The 26004-nt window shown below is 61.4% G+C and carries 23 protein-coding genes; 9 read left to right on the top strand and 14 right to left on the bottom strand.

What is annotated here, in order from left to right:
- Nucleotides 1-64: 64 nt before the first annotated feature.
- The 9 genes from B3547_RS16060 to kdsA form a co-directional block, all read right to left on the bottom strand.
- Nucleotides 65-2026: a GSCFA domain-containing protein gene (locus B3547_RS16060; protein ID WP_292964670.1), complete on the bottom strand. Its 1962-nt coding sequence runs from the start codon at nucleotides 2024-2026 to the stop codon at nucleotides 65-67.
- A 9-nt stretch (nucleotides 2027-2035) separates the two neighbouring features.
- Complete coding sequence (locus tag B3547_RS16055) at nucleotides 2036-2932, bottom strand: NAD-dependent epimerase/dehydratase family protein (protein ID WP_292964668.1); 897 nt, start codon at nucleotides 2930-2932, stop codon at nucleotides 2036-2038.
- A 4-nt stretch (nucleotides 2933-2936) separates the two neighbouring features.
- Nucleotides 2937-5954, bottom strand: a complete 3018-nt coding sequence (locus B3547_RS16050) for a glycosyltransferase (protein WP_292964666.1) — start codon at nucleotides 5952-5954, stop codon at nucleotides 2937-2939.
- A 91-nt stretch (nucleotides 5955-6045) separates the two neighbouring features.
- Nucleotides 6046-7080 (bottom strand): GDP-mannose 4,6-dehydratase, encoded by a 1035-nt coding sequence (gene gmd / locus B3547_RS16045; RefSeq protein ID WP_292964664.1) that lies wholly within the window; start codon nucleotides 7078-7080, stop codon nucleotides 6046-6048.
- Nucleotides 7077-8339 carry a glycosyltransferase gene (locus B3547_RS16040; RefSeq protein ID WP_292964662.1) on the bottom strand — a complete coding sequence of 421 codons (1263 nt, stop codon included), beginning with the start codon at nucleotides 8337-8339 and terminating at the stop codon, nucleotides 7077-7079. The genes gmd and B3547_RS16040 overlap by 4 nt, the downstream gene beginning before the upstream one ends.
- A gap of 61 nt (nucleotides 8340-8400) precedes the next feature.
- Entirely contained in the window at nucleotides 8401-9048 is a 648-nt protein-coding gene (locus B3547_RS16035) for an ABC transporter ATP-binding protein (protein WP_292964660.1), read from the bottom strand.
- Nucleotides 9045-9863: an ABC transporter permease gene (locus B3547_RS16030; protein ID WP_292964658.1), complete on the bottom strand. Its 819-nt coding sequence runs from the start codon at nucleotides 9861-9863 to the stop codon at nucleotides 9045-9047. The genes B3547_RS16035 and B3547_RS16030 overlap by 4 nt, the downstream gene beginning before the upstream one ends.
- 25 nt (nucleotides 9864-9888) lie before the next feature.
- A complete protein-coding gene (locus B3547_RS16025; RefSeq protein ID WP_292964656.1) occupies nucleotides 9889-10998 on the bottom strand; it encodes a hypothetical protein in 1110 nt (369 codons plus the stop codon).
- A 275-nt stretch (nucleotides 10999-11273) separates the two neighbouring features.
- On the bottom strand, nucleotides 11274-12107 hold the full coding sequence (kdsA, locus tag B3547_RS16020) for a 3-deoxy-8-phosphooctulonate synthase (RefSeq protein ID WP_292964674.1): 834 nt from the start codon (nucleotides 12105-12107) through the stop codon (nucleotides 11274-11276).
- A 206-nt stretch (nucleotides 12108-12313) separates the two neighbouring features.
- On the opposite strand from kdsA, the gene B3547_RS16015 reads away from it, so the two are divergent.
- The 5 genes from B3547_RS16015 to B3547_RS15995 are packed head-to-tail and all read left to right on the top strand — an operon-like array spanning nucleotide 12314 to nucleotide 17588.
- Nucleotides 12314-13300, top strand: a complete 987-nt coding sequence (locus tag B3547_RS16015) for a KpsF/GutQ family sugar-phosphate isomerase (RefSeq protein ID WP_124809919.1) — start codon at nucleotides 12314-12316, stop codon at nucleotides 13298-13300.
- Entirely contained in the window at nucleotides 13293-14135 is an 843-nt protein-coding gene (gene kdsB / locus B3547_RS16010; protein ID WP_292964654.1) for a 3-deoxy-manno-octulosonate cytidylyltransferase, read from the top strand. The genes B3547_RS16015 and kdsB overlap by 8 nt, the downstream gene beginning before the upstream one ends.
- 8 nt (nucleotides 14136-14143) lie before the next feature.
- Nucleotides 14144-14758, top strand: coding sequence for a histidine phosphatase family protein (locus tag B3547_RS16005; protein WP_292964652.1), 615 nt, complete (start codon nucleotides 14144-14146; stop codon nucleotides 14756-14758).
- Nucleotides 14755-16383, top strand: a complete 1629-nt coding sequence (locus tag B3547_RS16000) for a beta-3-deoxy-D-manno-oct-2-ulosonic acid transferase (RefSeq protein ID WP_292964650.1) — start codon at nucleotides 14755-14757, stop codon at nucleotides 16381-16383. The genes B3547_RS16005 and B3547_RS16000 overlap by 4 nt, the downstream gene beginning before the upstream one ends.
- Nucleotides 16380-17588, top strand: coding sequence for a glycosyltransferase family 4 protein (locus tag B3547_RS15995; RefSeq protein WP_292964648.1), 1209 nt, complete (start codon nucleotides 16380-16382; stop codon nucleotides 17586-17588). Before B3547_RS16000 ends, B3547_RS15995 begins: the two co-directional genes overlap by 4 nt.
- A 3-nt stretch (nucleotides 17589-17591) precedes the next feature.
- Here the strand turns inward: B3547_RS15995 and B3547_RS15990 are convergent, their stop codons facing one another.
- Nucleotides 17592-18173 carry a sterol desaturase family protein gene (locus B3547_RS15990; protein WP_292964646.1) on the bottom strand — a complete coding sequence of 194 codons (582 nt, stop codon included), beginning with the start codon at nucleotides 18171-18173 and terminating at the stop codon, nucleotides 17592-17594.
- A 235-nt stretch (nucleotides 18174-18408) separates the two neighbouring features.
- On the opposite strand from B3547_RS15990, the gene B3547_RS15985 reads away from it, so the two are divergent.
- Nucleotides 18409-19221 carry an SDR family NAD(P)-dependent oxidoreductase gene (locus tag B3547_RS15985; RefSeq protein WP_292964644.1) on the top strand — a complete coding sequence of 271 codons (813 nt, stop codon included), beginning with the start codon at nucleotides 18409-18411 and terminating at the stop codon, nucleotides 19219-19221.
- On the opposite strand, the gene B3547_RS15980 is transcribed toward B3547_RS15985, so the two are convergent.
- A complete protein-coding gene (locus B3547_RS15980) occupies nucleotides 19202-20686 on the bottom strand; it encodes an LTA synthase family protein (RefSeq protein ID WP_349676498.1) in 1485 nt (494 codons plus the stop codon). The two genes, B3547_RS15985 and B3547_RS15980, sit on opposite strands and share 20 nt — an antisense overlap.
- Nucleotides 20687-20878: 192 nt before the next feature.
- On the opposite strand from B3547_RS15980, the gene B3547_RS15975 reads away from it, so the two are divergent.
- Nucleotides 20879-22120, top strand: a complete 1242-nt coding sequence (locus B3547_RS15975) for a capsule biosynthesis protein (protein ID WP_292964640.1) — start codon at nucleotides 20879-20881, stop codon at nucleotides 22118-22120.
- A gap of 18 nt (nucleotides 22121-22138) precedes the next feature.
- Here B3547_RS15975 and B3547_RS15970 read toward each other — a convergent pair whose 3' ends face one another.
- Genes B3547_RS15970 through B3547_RS15960 form a run of 3 tightly spaced genes read right to left on the bottom strand, consistent with a single transcriptional unit; the run spans nucleotide 22139 to nucleotide 24007 of the window.
- The gene (locus B3547_RS15970) at nucleotides 22139-22720 is read right to left on the bottom strand and encodes an LptA/OstA family protein (RefSeq protein ID WP_292964638.1); all 582 of its coding nucleotides are present in this window, start codon (nucleotides 22718-22720) and stop codon (nucleotides 22139-22141) included.
- Between the two features lie 14 nt (nucleotides 22721-22734).
- On the bottom strand, nucleotides 22735-23379 hold the full coding sequence (locus B3547_RS15965; protein WP_124809928.1) for an LPS export ABC transporter periplasmic protein LptC: 645 nt from the start codon (nucleotides 23377-23379) through the stop codon (nucleotides 22735-22737).
- A 10-nt stretch (nucleotides 23380-23389) separates the two neighbouring features.
- Nucleotides 23390-24007 (bottom strand): ribonuclease D, encoded by a 618-nt coding sequence (locus B3547_RS15960; protein ID WP_125954628.1) that lies wholly within the window; start codon nucleotides 24005-24007, stop codon nucleotides 23390-23392.
- A 124-nt stretch (nucleotides 24008-24131) separates the two neighbouring features.
- On the opposite strand from B3547_RS15960, the gene B3547_RS15955 reads away from it, so the two are divergent.
- Nucleotides 24132-24812: a uracil-DNA glycosylase gene (locus B3547_RS15955; protein WP_292964634.1), complete on the top strand. Its 681-nt coding sequence runs from the start codon at nucleotides 24132-24134 to the stop codon at nucleotides 24810-24812.
- Nucleotides 24813-24923: 111 nt separating this feature from the next.
- A complete protein-coding gene (locus B3547_RS15950; RefSeq protein ID WP_292964632.1) occupies nucleotides 24924-25733 on the top strand; it encodes a cystatin domain-containing protein in 810 nt (269 codons plus the stop codon).
- The last annotated feature ends 271 nt before the right edge of the window (nucleotides 25734-26004 follow it).

Here is a 26004-nt window from a genome sequence, read left to right as displayed (position 1 = left end):
AGACGGTTCTTCGAGGTGTCCAGCTCCGATTCCGCATTGGGCCACGAACGGATATAAGCGCCCTTCAGAAGTTCGCTATCGCCTCTTCGTCACAAACCACTTCAAACAGCGCGCTACGGGCTTGCTGGGATTGATCGCGCTCTTCCCGAACGCCTGATACCGCCTGCCGCGCCCCCTCACCGCTATCCGCATAATGCCGCATGAAGGTGCGCATAACGTGCGCCACGCCCTCTTCACGCACTTCACGGAGATCATCGGCGAAATAGGCACCGCGGTTGTACGATCCCGTTATAATTTCGTAAGATGGGAAATAGTCCACGTGATCATACTGACGCCACATTTCATCCGCCACTACTCGCAGAACAGCCTTGCTGTACGTGGTGGAAACCAGCGCATGACGCCTTTCATAGGTCGCAATCAACGGAACGGGCGAGACGGTTAAGATGACGCGACAGGAGGGATTAATGCGCTTGATGTGCGCGATGACCTCATGCAGGTCTTGACGGATCGAATCGACATCGAAGTTGACGAACTCGTACTTACTCTCATCCATGGCGCCCCCGGCAACGCCAGGTGCGAGGGGAAACACGGCGCCGTCAATGCGTGAACGCCAGCCTTCGGTCAGGCCCAGAGTAAAGACAAACACATCCATTTCACGCAGCATAGCACGCACTGCGGCAAAGTGAGCCTTCCGCGAGGATTCCAGCGCACGCAGATCGGCAAAGCCATCAGGTTGAATTTGAGGGCGGTATGGATCGACGAAGTTATTCTGCTTGCCCACCCACGCATCCTCTTGGGGGTGATATGCGCCTTCTACCCGTTCGATCAGTTGCAGCAGCTGCCGCACCGTGTAGATGTTGCCGAAACGCGCACTAAAGACTCCATAGTTATGCGCCTTTGCATCCTCCTCGGCCATATCATCAGGTGCGGATTCCGGTACGAAGTAATGGAAACCGCTTGACTTGAGCGTTCTGGCGATATGCTGTGCAAAGCAGCTTCCCGCTGTTGCCACTCTATCCTGCTGCGTGATCCCGAACTTTGGAGCAACAACGGGATCGACATCCTCTGACCGAGGCCGCGCTACCGAGTTCTTCCAAAACTGTACATTATCAGCCTTGGAATAGGGGTTTCCAGATATCGCCGAGTTCGTAGCCGACTGTTCACCCGATCCGGGCAAGCTCAGTTTTCGACGAAAGTGGCTAATATCAACGTTGATCGCTTCCAGCGTATCGCGATCGTAGTTCGAAAAAGCTTGATAAGAGGAACTGACAAATTCACGCAAATCCAGCGTTCCGTGCGGATCATTAATCTTGAACGCAGTACTGCCGCGCAAGCCCAGCCTTTCGGCGATCTCTGGATAGATAGGCCAAATTGGTTGGGCCTTGAGTGGGTCCACCAGGTATTCGTGCTTGCTTTCAGCGAAATAGAACATCCCGATCCGCTGTAATAACTCTCGAGCTATATCTTCCATCACGGCAAGGGTCGGATGGTTGCTGGAATACATGAAGGCATGCCCACGACTCCATCGCTCAAACAAACCGCCCAGCGGCATCCCGCATGCATCGCCCTCTCTCAATAGCTGCGCACGGGCATCATGCCACTGATCAAAATATCCCAGCTTTGCGTAGGTTTCAGCGTTGTAGAAGCCTAAGATTTCTTCGAGGGGGATCCCCTCCCGATAACCAAAAACCGCTAACGCTGAACTGTAGACATACAGCGGTCCAAAAACCGTCTCGAAATCGCCGCCGTGCTTGCGTGCGCGAGCGAATACCAGATCAGGGTGATATGCCGAAAACGCAATGTTCGGAAAATAAGTCACTTTATGCGCCAATTCGGCGGGCACCACGTCGCGCAAAGGGAGATGGGCAAAGACAAAATCGCTATTCATTAAAATTGCGCGCAGCCGCTCGACGTCAGCTACAATCTCATGAATCATGTAAGTGTCGATCTCGAACCCGTGGTTGAGTGCCGCCACGCAAGTTGCCAGGCTATCCTTTTGGCAGTTAGCGATGATGGAAAGGCGCATTTGGGTCTCCTACACGTTGCCCCTTGCCGCGAGCATACGGCGCAAGGACTGTTCGAGATTCATACCGTTGATCGCCCCACCGGTGAGAGAACTGAGTTTGGCCGTGTCGCCAAGCAAGCGCCAGACCTCGTTCTTTCGCACAAAAGCTGGATCGACCTCAGGCTTAATCTCGTGTCCGGTGATATCTGTCAACGTGTTGAGCAGCGTCTCGATCGATACCGGCTTTCCAGTGCATAAATTGCATACTTCGCCAACCGCCGCTGGGTTGAAAGTAACTCGCGCGATAAGCTCGCACGCATCGGACACATCGATATAATCGCGGAACACCTGGATATTACCCAATTTAACGACCGGTTGACGTTCATGAAAGGCTGTCACCAACTTGGGCATGATGAACTCGCCAGACTGCCCCACGCCAATAATATTGAAAGGGCGTATTATAGTGTAATCCAGTTGATCGGCATAGTTTTTGATTATTTGCTCCGCACAAAACTTGCTCATTCCATAGTGGTGGACCGGTTTCGGGCAAAGATTCTCATGCAAACGGTCCGTTTCCTGATTACCATATACGCCAGCGGTACTAATAAATATAAATCGGATTTTTCCCGTTCTCGCCAGAGATGAATTTACAACGTTCTCCGTACCCACCGTGTTAACGCGATAGTACTCCTGCGCCACTGAGGAGGTAACACTCGAAATCGCTGCGCAGTGAATGACGATGTCAGGCTGAACTTGTTGGAAGACAGCTTCGACGGCAAGGGGATCGCATATATCGCAATACAAGAGCGACGCTTCATTCCGAGGCCGGTTTGACGTACCAAACACCTCGTTTCCCATGGCGGTAAGGTGTCGGAACAAATGCCAGCCGAGGAACCCGGTCGCACCGCTGAGGAGAATTCGCGCCATGAACTCAGCTTCCTTCCTCGTCACCCACGGCGTAAGCCGCGTCGTAGGCGCTGTATAGCTTTGTCATGAGCATCTCTGTTGCGGCTACCCAGGATACAGGCCGCCATTCCGTATTGATCTTCTGCTCCAGCGCAATGAGTCTATTGGGATCATTTGCATAGAAAGCAATCCGCTCTGCCCAGCTTGCGGCATCCAGCGGGTGAATGTATTCAACGAAATTGCCGCCACGCTCACGCAAAGGCGGAGTGTCTGAAACTAGGCAAAACTTACCGTAGGCCAAACTCTCAGGAAGCGGCAAGCTCCAGCCTTCGTAAAAACTGGGTAGCAAAGTGAATAGTGCGCGACGATAGAGAACATCCAACCCGCGATCGCTGGGATTGACCGTTATTATACCGCCCTTAACCCGCTCATCCGCTGCGAGAGTGGTTAGGAAATCATCGTTGTTCCAGCCCGGTTTTCCAACAAATATCATCTGCAACGGTTTGTTCAGCAGACCTCGCTGCTGCATGAGCAAATAGGCGCGATAGAGAGTTTCGTGATTCTTGCGCGGCTCCAATGTGCCGACAGCAATCACGAAGTCGGACGTAACGCCCAACTCCTTAAGATAGGCACGATCATCTTGGGGATCGAGCGGGCTCCCAGGCTTGATATCAAAGCCAAGCGCCACGGGATCACCGCTTGGCACCTTCCAACCGCGGCGTTTTTGCAATGCTTCGCCGTCCCGTTGCGCAGTAATTCCACCGTAAACCAAGTAGTCAAAACGGTTTGAGATAAAGTTGCAGAACGGCTCATATCCGTCAACCGTTTCGGACTTATGTATCTGTGGCCAGTCCGACGGAGTAAAGTCGTGCATGAAGTGCGCGAGCAGCAACCTACCTTCTTTCGGCCGCAGCCTTTCAACTAGATGGGTATAAGTCAACTGAGGCTCACCGGCCTCATTGAAGAAACCAAAGTCAATGCCCGCAAAAAACGCCACCGAACCAGAGGGCAGTTTTTCCAAATAAGCTTGATGGCTCTTTGGGTCGGAATTGTTGCGCAATGGGCTTCGGAATGACAGCCCCTTGCTCTCATGATGATGCCAAAATGCATGGAAGTCGTTATATGCTTGGCTAAGATCCTCGGTGTCGTCCATCCAGGTCAGGTAAGATGGATCAATTTCGAAGAAATTTCCGCTATCGCATGCAAAGAAGCGCGTTGAGGGAGCGATCTTTCGGAGCGTCTTCGCATACATCAATTCAACGCGGGTGACGCCGCTCAGTGAGCTATTCCAATTGAGGTAACTTAGAGTAAGGTCCATCCAGATCACGGGCGGGCGGCGTTTCCCTTGATGTTGGCCGTGATCCGCTGCGTGTTTTGAATGGAGCGAGACGAGGCCGTCATAGGTCAACTGGGCCGCATCCGCCCAGGTTGTCATCCGCCACTTTGACGTAATGCGTTGTTCGCGTTGCGCCAAGACATCAGGGGCGCCCGCATAGGCAATTAGCGCGCGTGACCAAGCCATGACGTCAATCGGGTCTATAAATTCTGCGAGATCCGCACCGATCTCACGCAACGGAGGCGTATCGGCACACAGACAGAGCTTGCCGTAAGCAAAGCTCTCAGGCAGCGTGAGACTCCAACCCTCATAAAAACTAGGCAACAGCGTAAACAAACAGTTGCGGTAGAGTACCGAAAGATCGTCATCGCTCGGGGTGAGGCGTAGAATGCGTCCTTTGACACGTGGATCGCGAGCCATCTGGTCATGCAGATTGTGGACGCGATGACCGTCTTGCCCGCAGATCACCATTTGCGGCAAAATTGCTTCAGACATATCCCGTGCAAGTAGGTAGGCTCGGTAAAGGGTGCTGTAATTCTTGCGCGGCTCGGATGTACCGACTGCAAGAACATAAGGTTTGGAGACACCCAGTTCCGCCAGCACACGGTCATCATCCGTGCCACGCGGAGCCTCGACAATGTCGGAACCAAATTGGATCGCGCGACCGGGCAGCGTGGGCCAATGGTGGTCGCGTTGCCAAGCTTCCACATCGCTCTTAGTGTTCTCCCCGCCGAACAGCAGGAAATCGCAGGTGTAGGATATCCACTTGAGGTAAGATTCAAATTGTGCTCGGTCCCGCTCTGCGTAAAAATGCCGCGTCTGAGGGCGAAGCATGATGATATCGTATATTAGATAACTCAACACGACCTCTGGAACCTGCTCCTTAAGGGTAGAGAACAGACGTTCCTTTTGTGAATCCTTCCAACCCATCGAGAAGATAAGATCTTTTGGGCCATAAGGATGGAAGAATAAATTACCTTCGGGGACATCAACCCGCACCTGATGCGACTGCCCGCCTTTGCGTCCGAAGAACTCCATATAGGCTTCGGCGACATTATCAGCGCGCAATAGCCACTGCAGCTGTGTTTCGCTAATCTCTGCAAAGCCGTGCCCAGCCTGCATTGAAAAGCGCAAGTTCGGATACAACTTTTTCAGGTTAGACGCCATTTCCAATTCGGCACGGATGATCCCAACGACGCCCAGGGACCATTGCAAAGATGTGGTCAGGTCAAACCAAAAATTTCGAAAGCCAGTCCGTTCATCGATGAAGGCGTCCCCGACGGCAGATGAAGCCGTCATGCGAGCGGCCCATTCATCGGCTGGAATAGAGACAAGTTGATAGGGCAACGGGACCTGCGGGCTCTCCTTGGCCTCGCAAGGCACGGTTGCAGCGCCGGCGCGATCGCGCCCTCTCTTCAGCAACCCCTTCAGAACGCCCTTCCACGTGAGCGCTCGTTTGCGGGCTGCGATCAACAGGTTGCCATTATGCAACCCTTTGCCTTTACATTCTTCACTTTCGGCCAACGCTACTACTATCGCAAGCTTGGACGTGCCCTTGGCGAGAAGATCGAGATGATGCCTCTCCCCTGCCTCATCCGCGTCGCGATTGAGAATAGTGCGGTAGCAAGCTTGCACAAAGGCAAAGCCATCCTTCGCAAGAAGTTCGTCAAGAGCAAGATCACCCGCTTCATTCATCGCGTTACTCATTTATTGAGTCATACCAGTAACACCCGTTGGCGTTATCTCAGAAAAGCCGACTAATGCCCGTATAACGACACGAAATAAAAATAAAAATTGATCAGAAGGAGAAACCACGTCTGTTGCGATCAACGTCAGCATCAACCATCATCTTGCACATCTGCTCAAGCGTGGTTTTTACTTCCCAGCCGAGTACACGCTTTGCCTTCTCAGCAGAACCGATCAGGAGATCAACTTCGGCAGGGCGATAGAACTTTTCGTCGATCCGAACGACAACTTTGCCCGTGGCGGCGTCGATCGCAACCTCGTCCAGCCCCTCGCCGCGAAACTCCAACTCTATATCAGCGGCCTTGAAAGCCATCCGCACGAAATCACGCACTGTTTCGGTACGGTTGGTAGCCAACACGAACGTATCTGGTTGCTCCGCTTGAAGCATCATCCACATACCTTCAACATATTCTTTTGCGTAGCCCCAGTCGCGTTGCGCATCGAGGTTGCCTAAACTTAGATAAGGCAACTTCCCCAGTTTAATCTTGGCGACGCCGTCGGTTATCTTACGAGTAACAAACTCACGTCCGCGCAGCGGACTTTCATGGTTGAACAAAATACCGCTTGTTCCAAATATGCCGTAACTCTCGCGATAGTTAACCGTTATCCAATGCGCATAAAGCTTTGCTACGCCGTAGGGGCTTCGGGGGTAGAACGGCGTGTCCTCAACCTGTGGTACAGCCTGAACCTTGCCGAACATTTCCGAGGTACTGGCCTGATAATAGCGCACATCGCGATCGAGCAAGCGAATCGCCTCAAGCAGATTGAGACAGCCTATGCCGGTAATCGTGGCGGTGGTGGTCGGCTGCTCGAAGCTGACACCAACGAAGCTCTGTGCGGCGAGATTATAAATCTCGTGTGGCTCCACCCTTTGGACCAGATGCAGATTGGCACCGAGATCTGTCAGATCGTACTGCAACAGTTCCAGGTTAGGATCATCCTGAATGCCCAACTCTTCGATACGCCAAAAGTTGACAGAACTGGATCGGCGATAGGTTCCAAATACCTTATACCCTTTTGATAGAAGAAATTGAGCAAGATAGGCACCGTCTTGCCCCGTAATTCCCGTAATAATCGCTCTTTTCATGTCAATCCACTATCAATTATTGGGTTAGTTCTATTGCCATGAGCCGCATTTTGCGCAACCTTCACGTCACGATTGTCGCGCTCTGCAATAGACAGGCACGAGAGCAGGTCGCCGAAAGAATCCCGCCATGTGGGGACGGGATTTGCCGCAAGCGCTGGCACACCATCGCCATGATCCAGCCATTCGCTAATCGCCCTCGCCAAAAGCACCGGCTCATCCTGCGAAAAGTAGGATACCTTTGCAAGGTTCATCGCCCTGAAGACGGGAAGGTCACGGGCCAGCACCCGCACGCCGTGCCCCAGCGCTTCTACCAGGGGCAGGCCGAAACCCTCCGCGAGAGAAGGGACAATCACACCATGCGCCGAGCGATAGAGGCAATCGAGAAATTCGTCGCTTGCATCGTCAAACCAGAAGAAGCGGCGATCAGGTTCGGAACCGATTGCCATGGGATGGGTCCGGATGCGATCTTGCAACCGTTCCGTACGCCAACCGGGACGACCGACGAAGACCAATACGACGTCTTCGCCTGCCGGTTCGCTCCACAGCAGGTCGAAAGCAGGCAACAGGCAGGAATGTCCTTTGCGGGGCTCGATCGTGCCGACGACTAGTACCAGGCGACTCTTGCTCCAGCCGGCAAGCAGCGAGGCAGCTTCGGCAGACACCCCTTTGCTCGGAATCGTCCGACCAATGTCGCAGCCAAGACGCATGTGATTGACCTGCAGGCCGCCATTTCCGCGCCAAGGTCTTGCTGCAATCCAAGCTTCAAGTTGCCTGGCGACTTCCTGCGAAATGCAGATTATTCTGTCACTGCAGCGCGTCACCACTCGAAGCCAGCGCCGGTAATTGCGCCGGGTGCGGGGATTGAACCAACGGGGGCGCTGTTCGGGCAGCAAATCATACATCACAGTCGCCACGACACATCCTTGGCGTCGCCAGCGGGTAATCTGGCGACGATGGCGGGGTAATATGTTCGCGGCCAAATCCAGTCCAAGAAATATGTCGCCCTTCTCCGCCGAGACCACACCGACCGGCGCTGGCGTGGCAATGGCCAGGCCTGACAACAGAATGGCTTCACAGGGCACATAAGCGTACGGTTCGGTCCGCGTCGCGTAAATGGGGCGCACGACATAGCCGTCTAGATCCGCGTCAAGCAGCGCTCCCAACAAGGCACGGACAACGCGCTGAATCCCCGTCCCGGCATCGCTGCGCATGATCACAGATACGTCAACGAGCAGTTGGTGCGGCAACTTCTGCTTCAAGATTGCGTTTGCTGAAGTTGGGGGTGAATGGACAATTGGCGATATGGCCAATGTCGCCGCCTCATTTGGAGAGGTAGAATTCATAAGCTTCGGCAACGTCTTCAAACATCGTAAGCTTTGTGTCATTGAGGACCGCTGCTCGCTTACAATGCGCTTGAATGTAATTTATGTCGTGCGATACGAAAATCATGGCGCGGTCAGCACGTTTCTCAAACAGCTCAATGTGGCATTTGTCATGAAAACGCTGATCACCAACGGCAATGATCTCGTCAATGAGGAAACAATCGAACTCAATCGTCATCGAGATCGCAAATGCGAGACGTGCCAGCATCCCCGACGAATAACTACTCACCGGCTCGCGCAGATAGCGGCCTAGTTCCGAAAACTCCTCAACGAATGGCACTTTGGCTTCCGGATCGACCCCATAGACTCGACAGATGAAGCGCAAATTGTCCAGCCCGGTCAGAGATGTCTGGAAAGCTCCACCGAAGGCCAGCGGCCAAGACACCGTCATCTTGCGAACAATGCTCCCGCGCGTGGGGTTCTCCACTCCACTAAGCAGGCGAATGATCGTCGACTTGCCCGCGCCATTTCGGCCTAGAATGCCCAACTTTTCGCCCGGATGAACGTCGAAATCTACATCGCGCAACACCACTTTGGTGCCGCTACGCGTGGGATAACTCTTGTAGACATCGCGCACAGTGATCACTTGGGAATAACCGTCCGACTGACCTGACGTAATTTTGCCAAGCCGATTAAAGTAAGCGCACTATTGCATACTACTATGTATGGAACATCGTAATATGCGGTGAATTGAGATCCAAAATATCCGTCACGCAAATATTCCACACAGTTTAGCATCGGCAGATAAAGTAACAACTCGCGCGGAGCCGGCGGGATAATCTCGAGCAGAAAACCGGCGCCTGAAAGAGGGAAAAGAAGGTAGGCCGTTGGATGCCAAAACTTTTCAACCAGTTCCGATTGTTCAGATAACGCACCGAGAAAAATCGCCAGCGCCATGCCGAACCAAGCCAGCAACACCCACGCTATGAACACCTTAAGAACGTCTTCAGGCGGTTCGACCCAGCCGATATAGATGAATATCAAACTCAACATCGAGAACGACATCGTAGCGCCGGCGGCTTCCAACAGGAGGCGTGCGATGAAGATGTCGAGAAGTTTGACATTGCGATGATACATGAGTGCAAGATTAGGCTGAATCGAAGAGATCGCCCGCGCGGGCATGTTCCGCCATAGCAGCACCGAAGAATATCCGCTCAGCGCAAAGACCGTAATCGGCAAGTCCGAACCGTGACGAGCACCCGAAATCGTCCAAAGTGCAGTGATGCCAAGCGTAAACATCATCGGCTCAGCAAACATCCAAAGAAAGCCGATGTTGTGACGGCCAAACCTGGTTAACACTTCACGCATGAGTAGCGCGAAAATCACGCGGCGCTGCAACTGCCACGAGCGCCAAAGCGAAGTGCCAGGCCGCCCGCCCGGGACAGCCGCCGGCTGGTTCATCGACTCCTCCGGTCGCACGGGGCTATCAGTCCCGGTGCTCACGCAATCCGGCCAACAGCATTGACAGCACGCCCCAGGCCACCAGCCCCAAAACTAGCGTGGAAAAGATATTGCGAAGCCGCTTGGGCTCCGCCGGTTCGTCGGGCACGCTAGGCTCCACTATCCGCTCTAGATAAACTTGCTTCCGACGAGCATCGTTGCGCGCACTTTCGAGCGAAGTCATGGCGCTAGCCAATTGCCGATCAGCGAATTTGCTCTCCAGCACTAGCCTTTGATATTCAACACTCGCGCTGGCCAACGATTGCCCGCCCCCGGCAACCTTGGCTATTTCGCGATCTATCTCAGCCGAAATCCCTTCGATACGGGTTCTAAGCACAGGTATCTGAGGGTTTTCCGGTGTATATGCACGCAGTTGCAGCAATTGCGTTTTGGCCGCGATGAACTCATCTTGCAGTTTGGAAATGAGCTGCAACTCGATGCCCGCCTGCTGCTCAGGATCGACTAGACCGCTACGATTGCGGAACGCCGCTAGTGCGAGGGCGGTGCGCTCCGCCTCCTTGCGAGCGCTGCCCACTTCCTCCTGCGAAAAACGGATGAGATCTTGCCGGCTCCGATTGTTCAGCCGATTGACCAGTGCCTCACCCAGATCAAGCAGGCGCTTGTTCATCTCGTACGCGTCCTGCGCACGATAGGCGCGCACTTTCATCGTGCTGATCGAAGAAATGGTATCGTTCTGCACGTCCACCCTATGCTGGAAATAGCGATACTTGCCCTCTTGGGTTTCTCTCCAGCCAAAGGAATAAAAGCGCGCGAACGGATCCAAACCGGGAGCCGAAATCAAGCGATCGACAAAACCATCGCGATTGAGCGCCTTGAGGGCATCTCGTGATTCGACATATTGTTGGACCGCGTAAATTTCATCACCTGCAACCGAAACGCCTGGCGCCTTCAGCAAAGCGCCCAATGCGGACGAGTTTTGCTTATCCGGGCTGCGGACAACAAAATGAGATTCCGACACGTAAACATCGGAAGCAACAAATCCAAAGTATAAGATAGACAAAAATGTCGGGATAGCGACGGTAAGAAGAAATATTGGGTCAATTTTCTTCCGCCAGGCAAAGGGAAAAATACTCATCATTCCTTCCAGGCCATGCACAGTAGGACCATCATGGTATCATAGAGCCATCAGCAGTCGGCACTTGTGTACGAACCTTGCACTACCGTTGCAGTCGTGAGGGCTTTGCCCCACATCCTTCAGGTTTGCAACACCGCTAAGGAACCGGCTGGAAAATCGACCGAGCGGTTGCGCGATAGGGCAGGCCTGAGTTGGGCCAAGCATTGTAGACGCCGCCAAGCCGGTGCGCACAGCCCGGTTGCCGGAAATCGCGCAACTAATTTAGCTGGCGGCTATCACCCTCCCCCCTTCACCACCCCATCAATCGCCAGCAGCTGCCGCATCAGCGGCTCGAACGCGTCGAGCGGCAGGGCGTTGGGGCCGTCCGACAAGGCCTGGTCCGGATCGGGGTGGGTTTCCATGAACAGGCCGGCAATGCCCGCCGCCACGGCCGCGCGGGCGAGCAGGGGGACGAATTCGCGCTGTCCGCCCGATCGTTCGCCGAGGCCGCCCGGCTGCTGGACCGAATGGGTCGCGTCGAACACCACGGGGCAGCCGGTTTCCGCCATGATGGCGAGGCCACGCATGTCGGACACCAGCGTGTTGTAGCCGAACGAGGTGCCACGATCGCATAGCAGGAAGGCATCGGTCTCGTGCCCCGCCGCGCGCGCCGCATTGCGGGCCTTGGCCACGACCTGGCGCATGTCGCCCGGCGCCATGAACTGGGCCTTCTTGATGTTGACCGGCTTGCCCGATGCGGCAACGGCGGCGATGAAATCGGTCTGCCGCGCGAGGAACGCCGGCGTCTGGAGCACGTCCACCGCCTGCGCCACCGCCGCGACCTGGCCGGCTTCGTGGATGTCGGTCAGCACCGGCAGCCCGGTCCGTTCGCGGACCTTTTCCAGGATACGCAGCCCTTCATCCATGCCGAGCCCGCGAAACGACTGGTCCGAAGTGCGGTTCGCCTTATCGAAGGAGCTCTTGAAAATCAGGAAGAGGTCCAGCTTGTCGGCGGTGGCGGCCAGGCGTTCGGCCACGCTCAGGGTAAGATGTTCGTTTTCGATCACGCAGGGGCCGGCGATTGCGAAAAGTTTCGAATCAGCACCGATATCGCGTTCGCAAAGCCGCATGAGGAATTCCGCCACCTTTCGAGATCCGGGCGAGACCACCCGATTCAGATACGAATAAACTTGATTTCAACGATCTGGCCCTCATGGATAAGCAAGGCCATTTTGGCAATTTCTCTTGTTACAAATATCTGAAATACATGCAAAACGACCGCTCCGCACGGCACCTGGCAAGGCCTTGAGCGAACAGTGTAGAGAACAAGGTGGAAATGAAGATCGAGAATTTCCGGCCGGTTTACACGGCTTCCGCATTGAAAACGCTGGAGATCGAGCTTCAGGCGCTGAAGACCTTGAAAGGCGTGCTGCAGACGCAGCGATTCGGGCACTCGCTCGACATGGCGATCGATGCCATGGTGCAGACCAAGGGCCGCGTCATCGTCAGCGGCATGGGCAAGAGCGGGCATATCGGCCGCAAGATCGCCGCGACCCTGCGCTCGACCGGCACCTCATCGGTGTTTCTCCACCCGGGCGAGGCCAGCCACGGCGATCTGGGCGTCATCACGCAAGGCGATGTCGTGTTGGCCATCACCTGGTCGGGGGAAACCGCCGAACTGCGCGACATCTTCGATTATTGCCACCGCCTCGGCTCCAAGCTGATCGTGGCGACGGCGCATCCCGACAGTTCGGCGGCGCGGGCCGCAGACATCTGTCTGGAACTGCCACAGGTGCGCGAAGCTTGCCCCAACGATCTGGCACCCACATCGTCCACCACGCTGCAGCTTGTACTGGGCGATGTGCTGGCGGTGGCGCTGATCGAAGCGCGCGGCTTCACCCCTTCCGACTTCCGGGTGTTCCACCCGGGCGGCCGGCTGGGTGCGCAGCTTTCCACCGTGGCGCACGTCATGGGCACCGGCAGCGCGATCCCTAAGGTCACCCGGCACGCGACGCTGTCGGGCGCCACGCTGGAAATGAGCCGCAAGCGCTATGGCGCGACGGCGGTCGTCGACGATGCCGAGCGGCTGATCGGCGTCTTCACCGATGGCGACCTGCGCCGCTGCATCGCGGTGCATGACCTGAACGATGCGATCGGCCTGCACATGTCGCCCGATCCGGTAACGGTATCGCCCGACATGCTCTGCTCCGACGCCCTGCGCATCCTCAACGAAAACGCGGTGTCCGTGCTGTTCGTGATCGAAGGCGAACGGCTGGTGGGCGTGGTGCACATGCACGATATCGTCAGGGCCGGCATTGCCTGACTTAGGAGCCGGTTCCGGAAAGGATTTCGGTCCGGACATCATCGTCATCCCTGCCCGTTTCGGGTCCACCCGCCTGCCCGGCAAGCCTTTGTTGCCCATCGCCGGCCGAACGCTGCTGGACCGGGTCGTGGCCATCGCGCGGACGGCGGCGGCACAGGCCGGCGATTGCGAGGTCGTGGTGGCGACCGATGACGAACGGATCGCCGCGCATGGCCGCGACCTTGGCGTCGATGTCGCCATGACCTCGACCGATCTCGATTCCGGCTCAGTCCGCGCCTTCGCGGCGGCACGTGCACGCCAGGCGCCGCCCGCATTCGTCGTCAATCTCCAGGGAGACGCGCCGTTCACGCCCGCCGCGATCGTGGCCGGGCTGCTGGAGGTCCTGCGCCAGCGCACGGCCGCTGTCGTGACGCCGGTGTTCCAGCTCGACTGGCCCCGGCTGGACCGCCTGCGCGCGCACAAGCGGACAGCCCCTTTCAGCGGCACGACTTGCGTACGCGCCCCCGATGGGCGGGCGCTGTGGTTTTCCAAGACCATCCTGCCCGCCCTGCGCGGCGAAGACGGTTTGCGGGCACAACCGCTTTCTCCGGTCTGGCAACATCTCGGCCTTTACGGATATAGCTTCCCGGCCCTGGAATGGTTCGCATCGGCGCGGGCCAGCCAGTACGAGAAACTGGAAGGTCTGGAACAGTTGCGCTTCCTCGAACATGGCTGGGCGATCGACACGATCGCCGTGGACGTCCCTCCGCATGTCCTTTCCGGAATCGACACGCCCGCAGACCTGACGCTGGCCGAAGAGGCCATCGCCCGGTTCGGCGATCCCTATCCCGCGTAAGCGCCCGCGTGTTCGTCATCGTCCGCCACGGCAAGACCTTTGCCGCCGGGGAAGCACCGCGCCGCATCGGCGCGCGCACCGATCTTCCGCTGACTGACGAAGGCGAACAGGAAGCCCGCCGGCTGGGCGACCACTTCGCCGAATTGGGCTGGCGTTTCGGCCGCGCGCTGGTTTCTCCGCTGCTCCGCGCCCAACAGACTGCAGCGCCCGTCCTGGCGGCGCAAGGCACGGCCATCACGCCCGAGCCCGCCGATTTCCTTGCCGAGATCGACCACGGACCGGACGAGAACAAGACCGAGGACGCCGTGCTGGCGCGAATCGGCCACGCTGCACTGCACGCATGGGACCACGCCGCCGAACCGCCGTCCGGATGGATCGTGAATGCACCCGCGCGCATCGCGGCCTGGGCGGATCTGCTTGCGCGCCCACCCGCCGATCCTGATGCCCCGGTGCTGCTGGTGACGAGCAACGGCGCCGCCCGCTTTGCGCTGCTCGCCGATCCGGCCTTGCGCGAGGCTGCCGCAGCGCTGCCTTCGCTGAAGCTGCCCACGGGCGGCTATGGCATGATCCGCCGCAGTTCGGACGGTCGGCTTGAAGTTCCCGTGTGGGGCCAGCGCCCTTGAGCGCAACCGGCCCCCAGCCCTTGCTGCGCGCGCCGCCGTTTCCAGGCCTTGATGCAGGAGTCACGATCGCCGGCATTGCCTCCGCGTCGCCGGAAAACAGCGATCCGGCAGCGCTGTTCGCCCGTATCCGCGCGGCGCGAGTCGGCGGCGCGTTCTGGGAAAGGCCCGCCGCGCTTTCTCGCCCTGCCACGGTCGTCCTGCGCCCCCGCTCGCCCGATGAAGCCGCAACGCTGGCCAGCGGTCTCAACCAGCAGGAAGCGGCAGAGGCACTGTGGATCACACCCGCTCGCGCGGATGCAACCGATCCGTGGTCCGCACTCGGCGGCGCAGGCTTGCTCGTCGCGCACGGCGATGACGAATGGGTCGCCCTGGCGTGCATCGCCGGCGTACCCGTGCGCGTTCTGTCGCCCGGCCGCTTCGGCGCACCGGGCGACGGGCAGGCCAAGTTGGAAGCGGCTGCCCTGCGCGCGCTGGACACGCCGCGCTATCGCGATCCGTTTACCGGCGATGCCACGACGCTGTCGGCAACGATCGCGACCCTGGCCGAATGGCGCCGGATCATCGACGGCAACCGGGGAATCGTCGCGGCCTGCGGCATGGCATGGTGGAAGCGGGAGGAAATCCGCCGCTTCCTGTGGTGCCCCGGCCAGCCCTTGCGAATCGTCTCCCGCCCCGCGCGGGCGCTGGACCTGGCGGCACGGCACGATGGCCAGGTGGCGATCTGGCCATCGCGCGTGTCGCCCACGCTGCTGGCCGCAGCCGCAGACAAGCGCGTGCCGCTCGTGCGCGTGGAGGACGGGTTCGTCCGTTCGGTGGGCCTGGGCAGCAATCTGGTGCCCCCCTCCTCGATCGTGGTGGACCGGCAGGGCATCCATTTCGACCCCTCCGGCCCCAGCGACCTCGAAACGATTCTCACGACCACCCGCTTCGCGCCCGACCTGATCGAACGGGCGCGCACCTTGCGCGAAACGATCGTGGCCGCCGGGATCAGCAAGTATTCCACCGGCGCGGCCTCGTCCGCCCCTCCCCGCCAGCCAGGGCGGCGGCTTGTGCTGGTGCCTGCGCAAGTCGAGGACGACATGTCGGTGCTGGCCGGCGGCGGCGGGCTGCATTCCAATCTGGAGCTGCTGCGCCGCGTCCGCGCGCTGGAGCCGGATGCGGAAATCTGGTTCCGGCCGCATCCCGATGTCGATGCCGGCCACCGCAAGGGCGCGGTGCCCGATGGGGAGGTGCTGCAACTGGCCGACCGTATCGTGCGCGAAGGCGGCATGGCCCCGCTGCTCGACGTGGTCGATGCCGTGCATGTGCTGACCTCGCTGACCGGGTTCGAGGCGCTGATGCGCGGGCGCGCGGTGACATGCCATGGCACGCCGTTCTACGCCGGTTGGGGGCTGACCCGCGATCTGGGTACTGTGCCGGACCGGCGCGGGCGCGCGCTGACGCTCGACGAACTCGTCGCCGGGGTGCTGATCCTCTACCCCCGCTATCTCGATCCCGTCACTGGCCTCCCCTGTCCGCCCGAAGTGCTGGTGCGGCGCATGGCGGAAAACCACGCGCCCAACCGGCTGGGCTGGGTGGCGCCCTTGCGCCGCTGGCAGGGGCGGTTCATGGCGATGTGGCGATGACCGCCGTCATTCTCGACATCTCGCGCCTGATCTCGCGCGTGCGCCACAATACGCCGTCGGGCGTGGACCGGGTGGAGATGGCCTACGCGCGCGGCCTGTTGCAGCGCTATGGTGATAGGCTGGCCTTCGCCGCCGTCCATCCCGCCGGCCTCTACGGCCGGCTGCGGCGGGCGCAGGCCATCGCCTATCTCGACGAACTGGAACGGCGCTGGACGAAGGAAGCGGACAATCCGCACCAGCGCTCCCTGCCGTCCGTCCTGCCGCAGATGGCGGCGCTGTGGCCGCATCGCCCGCCGGCCCCGTCCGGCCCGGTGCCGCCCGTCTATGTCCAGGTCTCGCCCCATCACCTCACCCGCCAGACGCAGGTGCGCCGCATTCTGCGGCGGGAACAGGCGCGCTTCCTGTGCATGGTGCACGATCTGATCCCGATCGAATTTCCCGAATATGCCCGGCCTTCGGGCGCGGCGCTGCATCGGCGGCGCATGGAAACGGTGGCCGCCTGCGCCGATGCGGTGATCGTCAATTCCGCCGCCACCGGTCGGTCGCTACACCCGTGGATCGAACGGAGCGGCCGGGCGATCGCCACGCATGTCGCGTTGCTCGGCACCGAAGACCTGTCCGCTGCCGTTCCTTCACCGACGTCAGCGGAGCGGCCCGCGTTTGTCTGCCTCGGCACCATCGAGCCACGCAAGAATCACCTCCTGCTGCTGCACCTGTGGCGCCATCTGGTGGAAACGATGCCAGCGCAGGCCGTGCCGCGCCTGGTGATCGTCGGCCGGCGCGGCTGGGAAAACGAACAGGTAATCGACATGCTGGAGCGCTGCCCGGCGCTGAAAGGCCACGTCGAGGAAATCAACGGCTGTTCCGACCAGCGGATGGCCACGCTGCTGGCGGGCGCCCGCGCGCTGGTGATGCCTTCGTTCGCCGAAGGGTTCGGAATGCCGGTTGCCGAGGCGCTGTCGCTGGGCGTGCCGGTGATCTGCAGCGATTTGGCTGCCTTGCGCGAGGTGGGCGGCAACACGCCCGACTATCTCGATCCGCTGGACGGCCCCGGCTGGAAAGCGATGATCCTTGACCACGCCCGTTCCGGCCCTGCCCATGCCGCGCAGGAGGCGCGCCTTCGCCAATGGCACAAGCCGCTGTGGAGCGAACACATGGACATTGTCGAAAAGGCGATCACCGGCCTCCGCCAGCCGACCGCCTGAGCGTCAATTCCCCGGCTTGGCCGAGGTGATCGCGGTTCCGAACAGACGATCCCACAGCGGCGTCGTGATCGCGTAGTTGCCATGTTCGCTGATGTGGTGGTGGCGCATGTGGTGCTGCTTGATCGCGCGCGCCATGCGGCCGCGCATCGGCCACTGATGGCACGCGAAATGGGTGAAATCGTAGACCACGTAACCCGAGATGAAGCCCAGGAACAGCCAGTCCCCACCCGGTCCGACCATCGAGACACAGGCATACCACACCGCCGCCGCAATCGGCACGCTCACGATCGGTGGCATCATGTTGCGCAGCCTGTCATTGGGGCTCGCGTGATGATTGCCGTGCATGATGAAGGTAAAAGCCTGCAGCGGCTTCCACTTCAGCCGTAGGTGGAACAGGAAGCGATGCATGGCATATTCGAACAGCGTCCACAGCCACAGCCCGCCCACGACCAGGCTGAACGCGGCAGCCACGCTGACGGTGCCCCAGCCCATCCACACCAGGAAGGGGAGAAACATCCCCCAGATCACGCCGAAAGCGACGGGGGAAACCACGGTCAGCTTTTCAAGCCACGCGTTCCGAAACAATCTGATCGGTTGCAGATGCGAACTCCGGGCTGTCATAACCTTGACTCTGGACAGGACAGGCCTCCAAGTGTCAAGAGTCTAAAGTCCCCAAAATAGGCGAATGCACCCCTCCGGACGACAGGATGCCCAAACCGCCATCCCACTGAAAATGCGGTATTGGCGCGTGTGCAGTGCAGTAGAAATTGCATAAATCCACGGGTTCGCCCTTGGTTAGGACTCAGGATTACACCCCTATATGGCCAGCCCTATACGGTTTGATGGCAGTTTTGTTCCTGCCCCCCAGACAGGCCGGGTTCTTGTCGTAGGCGCATCGGGCGAACTGGGTGGCGCCCTCGCGCGGCATTATGCCCGCGCGGGCGCCCGGCTCTCGCTGTGGGGGCGCGACAGTGGCCGGCTCGATGCCGTCGCCGCAGCTTGCCTGGAGCTTGGCGCGGGCGCGGTGGGTACCCGATCCCTGGACCTATCCGATACCGATGGCGCGCTGGAAGCCCTGTCGCGCGAAGAGGCCGACGAGCCGTTCGGCCTTGCCTTGTTCGCCGCGGGATGCGGCGATATCCGGGCGGCGGGCGCGTTGGTGGAGGACGCCGCGCAGGTCGCGCGTCTGGGGCAGGTCAATTTCGTGGCGCAAGCGGCCATGGCCGCCCGTTGCGCCCAAGCGATGGCCGCGCGCGGGCACGGCGCGATCGTCGTGATCGGTTCAGCCGCCGCCGATCACGCACTGCCTTTCGCCGCCGCCTATGCCGGATCGAAGGCGGGTCTGGCCCGCTTCACCGACGCGCTGCGCATCGGTGTGCGGCCTTACGGCGTATCCGTGACGCTCGTATCCCCCGGCTTCATCGATACGGCAGCAGCCCGGCGGGTTCCTGGCCCCAAGCCGCTGATTTTGAAGCCTGACAGAGTCGCCGCGCTGATCGCGAGAGCGGCAGCGCGCCGAAAGCCCCATGCCGTGCTGCCCTGGCCGTTTGGGCTGCTCCGGCTCATCTCGGCGATCCTGCCGCGCTTCCTGCGCGATCGGTTGCTGCGCGCGCTTACGCCGCCGGGAGTGTAGCCAGAAGATCGTGGACCGCGTGATGGAGCTGCGCCGGGGTCAGATCCACGCGCCGCCGCTCCCCCTTCACCACCGCGCCGAAGGCATCGAGGCGGACGACAACATACGGCGTGTGGCGCACCGGCCCCGGCGTGGTGACACCGGGGATGCTCGGGCGGTGATCGCCGAAGAAGACGAGGACCGAAGGCCGGCCAAGGTCAGCCAGCGCTTCGAGCAATGTCGCCAGCATCGCATCGCTGTTACGCACAAGGCGCAGATAGGAGGAAACGAGATCGCGCGGCCCCGATCCATCCTCGGGTGCCCAGGGGCCATGATTCTCGATCGTCACGGCGTAAAGCACCGTTGCTTCCGTGGCCTTTCGTGCCAGATCCCCGATCGTTCCAGCCATGGCCGCGTCGGTTACGTAGCGCCCCTCTCCTGCCGAGGGCGGCGCGAAATGTTCCTCACCCACCATCTCCGCGAACCCGGCGGCGGGCATGATGCGTTGCCGGTTGTAGAAGCGCAGGTCGTGCGGGTGCAAAAACAGACTCCGCCAGCCGCGCCCGGCCAGGCGGGCCGGCAAGGCGTGCGAGGCTTCGCCCACCGCGGTCAGGAACGGATCGTACCGCCGGAAGCCCAGTTCCTCTTCATCGCGACCGAAGATCAGGCCATATTCGGTGCGCATGGTATAGGCGCCGAACCCGCTGACGTTGAGATCTCCCCATTGCCAGGCGACCGAACGAGCGCGGGCCAGGCCCGGCAATTCCAGCGCCGGATCGCCGAACAGCTCCACGGGATCGGCGAAGGATTCGCATTGCACGATCACCGCCAGCGGCGGTTCGACCGCCGTCCTTCCAATCGCCACCTCGGGGTGAGCACGGGGCGCGGGATTGGCCGTCGCGCGCCAACGCAGCCAATAAAGCAGCAGAGTCGCCAGCAAGCCATGGCGGCGCACGTCCCCGTCCAGATCGGGCGCCGATGCAAGATCGCGCCATGGCGGAATCGCCATGACCCACCGCAACAGCACCAGACTGCCCGCCAGCAGCACCGCGCCGGCCAGATGGGCACCGATGTCACCGACGAATAACCACGCGAACAGCGCCAGCAGCACCGGTCCGCTGGCGATCAGCACACCCTTTTGCACCGGGCTCAACGCCGACAGATAGAACTGCGGATGGCGCAACACCGCGCCGACAAGCACGAGGTCGGTAAACACCAGCGGTTCGCCCAGCATGGTGTGCTTGGCGTTGGAAACAACCGTGAACAGCGCCACCAGCGCCAGCGTCAGGATCGCGGAGGCCAGCGGATTGCCGCAGATTCCAAGGAACACCCCGAAGCCGCTGGCGACCAGCAGCATGTGCAGCACCATGCCGGCCGCGCTGCGCAAAGGCCAACGCGCATCGCCGCCCCGCCGGGGGCGAACCAGCCCGTCCAGCACCAACGACGCGGCGACAAGCCCCGAAAACAGCAGAAACGTGCCTGTCACAGCCCCTCGATAGAACATCCGCGCGGGCAGGGTGGCCGCTGCGTGAATGCCTTAGCCATCCCCGAAGGCAATGTCATGGGCGGCTCGTGCGCAAGTGGATGAAATTGATTGGTGGAAACCTGAACGTGGCTCATCGACGCTTCGTGCGCTTCGCCCTAGGGACGTCTGGATGAGGTTCCGGAACACTTGCCGATGCCCGATGAAATAGTGCGTACCGGGGAACGGCGCCGGGTGCTGTTGCTGCAAGGGCTGATGGGGCCGCTGTTCCGCCATCTGGGACAAGGGCTGATCCGCGCCGGGCACACGGTTTACAAGGTCAATTTCAACGGCGGCGACCGGGCGTTCTGGCGCCTGCCCGGCGGCATCGACTATCGCGGCACCCTGCAGGACTGGCCCGCCGCGCTAGAGCAGATGCTGCGCGACCGGCGAATCACCGACGTGGTGCTGTTCGGCGATTGCCGCGATCATCACATCGCGGCCACGCGGGTCTGTCGTGCGCTGGACGTGCCGGTCCACGTCTTCGAGGAAGGCTATATCCGGCCGGACTGGGTCACGCTGGAGCTGGGCGGGGTCAATGGCCATTCGTCGCTCCCGCGCGATCCGCAGTGGTATCGCGATACTGCCGCCGCGCTGCCGCCGGTGCCGCAGCACAGCCAGGTGCCCTCCTCTTTCCGCCGCCGCGCGCTGGAAGGGCTGCTCTACAACGTCGCCGACGTGTTCACGCGCTGGCACTATTCCAACTGGAACAACCATCGCCCCTGGCCGCCGCTGGTGGAAGGCATGGGCTGGCTGCGCAAGCTGCGCGCGCGCAAGCTGCGCGAGGCGCAGGCCGCCCAGCTGTTCGCGCGCATGGAATCGTCGCCAGAGCCCTATTTCCTGTTCCCGCTCCAGCTCGATTCGGACGCGCAAATCCGGCTGCATTCGCCTTTCGCGGGCATTGCGGAAGCGCTGAACCTGATCATCGCCTCGTTCGCCCGGCACGCCCCGGCCGACACGCGTCTGGTCATCAAGGAGCATCCGCTCGACAACGGCGTGCGCGATTGGGAGCAGGCGGCGCGCGATCTGGGCGAACGCTATGGCGTGGCCGCGCGGATCGACTACCTGGCCGCCGGAGACATCGTGGCCGTTGCACGCGACGCGCGCGGCATGGTCACCATCAACAGCACCAGCGGCACGTTCGCGCTGGCGATGGGCGTCCCCGTCGTCGCGCTGGGCCACGCGGTCTACGATATCCCGGACCTCACCGCGCAGGGCGGGCTGGACGCCTTCTGGCAGAACCCGGTGCCGCCCGATCCCGAAACTTTCGCCGCGTTCCGCCGCGTCTTGATCGAGCGCTGCCTGATCCCCGGCGGCTTCTTCTCGAAGGAAGCGCTGGACAAGGTCGTGCGCCATGCCATCGCGCGGTTCGAGGGGACCCCGCTTCCGCCCGAATAAGCCGGTGGCCGGGCGGGCCTACTGCTTGCTGTCGTTGCGCTTGGGCACCTTGAACGTGCCCGAAATACGCCCGCCGCCGTTGCCGGAACCGTTGACGCCGGGAACGGCGGAACCGCCCGAACGGCCATCCACGCTGGACCGGCCGCTATCGAGGTCGATCACCAGCCGGCCGCCGTTCAGCGTATCGGTGCCGCGCCGCAGCGCCACGTTGCCGACCATCGTGATCAGGCGGCGGTTCACGTCATAGACCGCCACGTCGCCGCGCGCGGTTTCGTCACGCTGCGTCACCACCACGCCGCCGGTCGCGTCGATCCGCTGAATCTCGGTGTCACCGCCGGTGTTGGTATAGGCCATGACCGTGCGGGCCGAGCGCATCCGCATGTCGTCCTGCGTGATGTCGACGTTCCCCGTCAGGATCACGCGGTTCTGCTTGTCCTGCAGTTCGATGCGGTCCGCCGCGAAGTTGACGGGCGCATCGCTGTTCACCCGCGAAGCCGCGTGCGCGGAAAGGGCCGCAACGACGGCGCCAGCCCCGGCAAAGCCCAGCAGGAACGCCCGGAAAGGCCGGGCGGAACGGATCGTTTCGCGAAGGGACGTCATTTGCCGAGGTGCAGTCATGGCTTGCGCATCTTGCCCGGTTCCATGTGAAGACGTGCATGGCCGTCCAGCGTGACGGTATGCGCGGAGAGGTCGGCGAATATCCTGTCGGCCGAGAAAGTGCCAGCCGGAATGCGGCCTTCCGCCGGCCCCTTGCTGTGCAGGTTTTTGCCCCGCACATCGAACACCACGTTGTTCGCGGTCATGCGATAGCCGTCCGACGTCTGGAAATTGACCGGCCCGGCCACGTCCACCTGTTCGCGGCTGAAATCATAGTTGCCGGCATTGGCCGAAAGGATCGCCGGCCCGTCGTCCATCAGCATCCGCGCGGTCAGGTCGTTCATCATCACCACGGGAACCCGCGCCGAATGCTGGACGGCGGACCCGGCGGTGATCGAGAACGTGCGCCCGTCGTCGTCCAGGCCGCGATACATCGCGCTGGCGGCACGCAGACGATCTTCCAGGATGGAAACCTTGTTGCGATCGAGCAGGAAGCTGATCTCGCCGCGCGGGGAAAGCGGGGTCAGCACCATCACCGCCGCCAGCACGCCAATCGCGGCCGGCAGCGCCACCGCCAGGAACCGCACCAGACGGTCATGAAAGCCGCCCGGCGCCGCGAAATGCTGGCGGCGCGAGCGAATCTTCTCGGCTTGGACGGTCATCCCCGCAGCCTCATTCGTGACTGAAGATGTCCCGCTCGGCCCAGCCGGCCAGATCGAGGCGCGCCCGCACGGGCAGGAAGTCGAAACAGGCCTGCGCCATCTCGGTCCGCTTCTCCCGCGCCAGCCGTTCAACCAGAATGGTGTGCATGGCGTGGAGGTGGCGCACGTCGGACGCGGCATATTCCTGCTGCGCGTCGGACAGGACCGCCCCGCCCCAGTCGCTCGACTGCTGCTGCTTGGAAATCTCCTTGCCCAGCAGTTCGCGCACCAGATCCTTCAAGCCGTGACGGTCGGTATAGGTCCGAACCAGCTTGGACGCGATCTTGGTGCAGAACACCGGCGCGGCGGTAATGCCCAGATAGTGTTCGATCGCGGCCAGATCGAACCGGGCGAAGTGAAACAGCTTCAGCCGCGCGGGATCGGCCAGCACCGCCTTCAGGTTCGGCGCGGCGTAGGCACTGTCCACCTGGAAGCGGACAAGGTGCTCATCGCCCTGCCCGTCGGAAATCTGGACCACGCACAGCCGATCGCGCGGGGTGATCAGCCCCATCGTTTCGGTATCGACGGCGACGATGCCCGGCGCCAGCGCGCCTTCGGGCAAATCTTCTTCATGCAGGTAGACGGCCATGGACCCCGCCTACGATGAATGCCGGGAAACGGCAACCTTGGGAATGCCGGGAAACGGCAACCTTGGCTTTGGCGCCCAGCAGGCTTGTGCGCCCGTTTCGAGTTGCGGTAGGAACGCCTTTCCTATGGCAACTCCCCTTCCCGAAAGCTGGCAGCCGGCGCTGGCCCCTGTTCTCGCCACCCGCCCGCTGCGGGCGCTGGGCGGCTTCCTCAACACCGAAGAGGCGGCCGGAAAGGCGATCTTTCCGCCACGCGGATCCCGGCTGCGGGCGCTGGAACTGACCCCACTGGACGCGGTGAAGGTCGTGATTCTGGGGCAGGACCCCTACCACGGCCCCGGCCAAGCGCACGGCCTGTCGTTCTCGGTGCCGCAAGGCGTCAAGCCGCCGCCATCGCTGGTGAACATTTACAAGGAACTGGAAGCCGATCTCGGCCTGCCACGACCTTCCCACGGCAATCTCGAAAACTGGGCGCGGCAGGGCGTGCTGCTGCTGAACAACGCGCTGACGGTTGAGGCCGGGCAGGCCGGATCGCACGCCGGCAAAGGCTGGGAGGATTTCACCGACGCGGCGGTGGCCGCCGTTGCGCAGCGTGACGTGCCCACCGTGTTTCTGCTGTGGGGCAGCCATGCGCAGAAGAAGGCCGCGCGCGTGCCAGGCCTGGCCGATGGACCGCACCTCGTCCTCAAAGCGCCCCACCCCAGCCCGCTGTCCGCCCATGCCGGCTTCTTCGGATGCCGCCATTTCAGCCAAGCCAACGCCTTTCTCGAACAACACGGCCGGGGCGCGATCGACTGGCAGCCCTGAGCCGCCGACGCTGTCGCGCAATCGCCTCCGAAGCAGACGCAAATCCGGTTGCCGCATCCTCGGCAGCCGGTCACTCTTCCCGTCCGCGCGATGCGGGAGGGAGCCTGAATCATGACCAAGACACTGTCGTTGGTGCAGTACGGAGCGCTGTACGGGGCGCTCTGCGCGGCCGCGCTGGCGCCTGCCGCCGCACAGGTGCCCCCGCCGGGAGCAGGGATCCCGGGCGGCTGGGCGCCCGCCGGCGTCAACGATCCGCAGGTACGCCAGGCCGCCGATTTCGCGGCATCGCAATTGCCCGGCGGGGGCACGGTCAAAAGCGTCGATTCGGCCAGCCAGCAAGTCGTTGCCGGCATGAACTACCGCATCGAACTGACGCGCGCCGATGGCAGCCGCTGGGCCGTGACGGTCTATCGCATGCTGTCGGGCCAGATGCGCCTGAGCGAATCGACGCGGCTGGCAGCCGCCGCGCCACAGGTGGCGGCCAGCCTGCGCCTTGCCCGGAACGGGCTGCAGGTGCGCCGCGCCGGGGCGGCGCCGATCGTCCTCTCCTTCGGCATACCCCGCGCGCGGGTGCTGGAAGCGCTGCGCTTCCGCCCGGCCCCACGGACCAGCACGAACGGCGAATGCGGCGTCGGGCCTGTTGATTTCGCGCAGTGGCAGGATGGCGTGAGCCTGCTGTTCCAGCATGACCGGTTCGGCGGCTGGGTGCTGAGCGGCCGGAACACAACCATCGGCACGACCGACGGCATCCGCATCGGCACCACCCTCGCCGAGCTGCGCAAAAAGCGCGGCTTCCGGTTGGAACGCACCACGCTGGGCCACGAGTTCACCGTGGGCGCTATCAGCGGCATCGTGAACGGCACCGGCGCCCGCGCGCGCGTGACCGACCTGTGGGCCGGCCTGTCCTGCGCCTTCCGCTGACGCGGCGCGCCCGGGGGCATGCCCGCGTTATCTTGAATCGTCATTGCGAGCGGTACGCGAAGCAATCCAGAGCCCCACATGCTGCTCTGGCCTGCCCCCGGATTGCCGCGGGGCTTCGCCCCTCGCGATGACGAGGCCGAAACGGAAAAGGGCGCCCCGCACGGAGCGCCCTTCCTGTCCTGTTTCGGAGAACCCCGCCCGATCAGCGCGGCAGTTCGGAAACCCCCATCAGCGCTTCGTCCACCGAACGCGCGCACTGGCGGCCTTCGCG

This window comes from Novosphingobium sp. UBA1939 (genome assembly GCF_002336885.1).
GTDB lineage: Bacteria > Pseudomonadota > Alphaproteobacteria > Sphingomonadales > Sphingomonadaceae > Novosphingobium.
This window is presented reverse-complemented; position numbering and strand designations above follow the sequence as displayed.

Coding starts and splice junctions, on each gene's coding strand:
- B3547_RS16060 (WP_292964670.1), bottom strand. CDS start 2,026: ATGCGCCTTTCCATCATCGCTAACTGCCAAAAGGATAGCCTGGCAACT.
- B3547_RS16055 (WP_292964668.1), bottom strand. CDS start 2,932: ATGGCGCGAATTCTCCTCAGCGGTGCGACCGGGTTCCTCGGCTGGCAT.
- B3547_RS16050 (WP_292964666.1), bottom strand. CDS start 5,954: ATGAGTAACGCGATGAATGAAGCGGGTGATCTTGCTCTTGACGAACTT.
- gmd (WP_292964664.1), bottom strand. CDS start 7,080: ATGAAAAGAGCGATTATTACGGGAATTACGGGGCAAGACGGTGCCTAT.
- B3547_RS16030 (WP_292964658.1), bottom strand. CDS start 9,863: ATGAACCAGCCGGCGGCTGTCCCGGGCGGGCGGCCTGGCACTTCGCTT.
- B3547_RS16025 (WP_292964656.1), bottom strand. CDS start 10,998: ATGAGTATTTTTCCCTTTGCCTGGCGGAAGAAAATTGACCCAATATTT.
- kdsA (WP_292964674.1), bottom strand. CDS start 12,107: ATGCGGCTTTGCGAACGCGATATCGGTGCTGATTCGAAACTTTTCGCA.
- B3547_RS16015 (WP_124809919.1), top strand. CDS start 12,314: ATGAAGATCGAGAATTTCCGGCCGGTTTACACGGCTTCCGCATTGAAA.
- B3547_RS15995 (WP_292964648.1), top strand. CDS start 16,380: ATGACCGCCGTCATTCTCGACATCTCGCGCCTGATCTCGCGCGTGCGC.
- B3547_RS15985 (WP_292964644.1), top strand. CDS start 18,409: ATGGCCAGCCCTATACGGTTTGATGGCAGTTTTGTTCCTGCCCCCCAG.
- B3547_RS15975 (WP_292964640.1), top strand. CDS start 20,879: ATGCCCGATGAAATAGTGCGTACCGGGGAACGGCGCCGGGTGCTGTTG.
- B3547_RS15970 (WP_292964638.1), bottom strand. CDS start 22,720: ATGACGTCCCTTCGCGAAACGATCCGTTCCGCCCGGCCTTTCCGGGCG.
- B3547_RS15965 (WP_124809928.1), bottom strand. CDS start 23,379: ATGACCGTCCAAGCCGAGAAGATTCGCTCGCGCCGCCAGCATTTCGCG.
- B3547_RS15960 (WP_125954628.1), bottom strand. CDS start 24,007: ATGGCCGTCTACCTGCATGAAGAAGATTTGCCCGAAGGCGCGCTGGCG.
- B3547_RS15955 (WP_292964634.1), top strand. CDS start 24,132: ATGGCAACTCCCCTTCCCGAAAGCTGGCAGCCGGCGCTGGCCCCTGTT.
- B3547_RS15950 (WP_292964632.1), top strand. CDS start 24,924: ATGACCAAGACACTGTCGTTGGTGCAGTACGGAGCGCTGTACGGGGCG.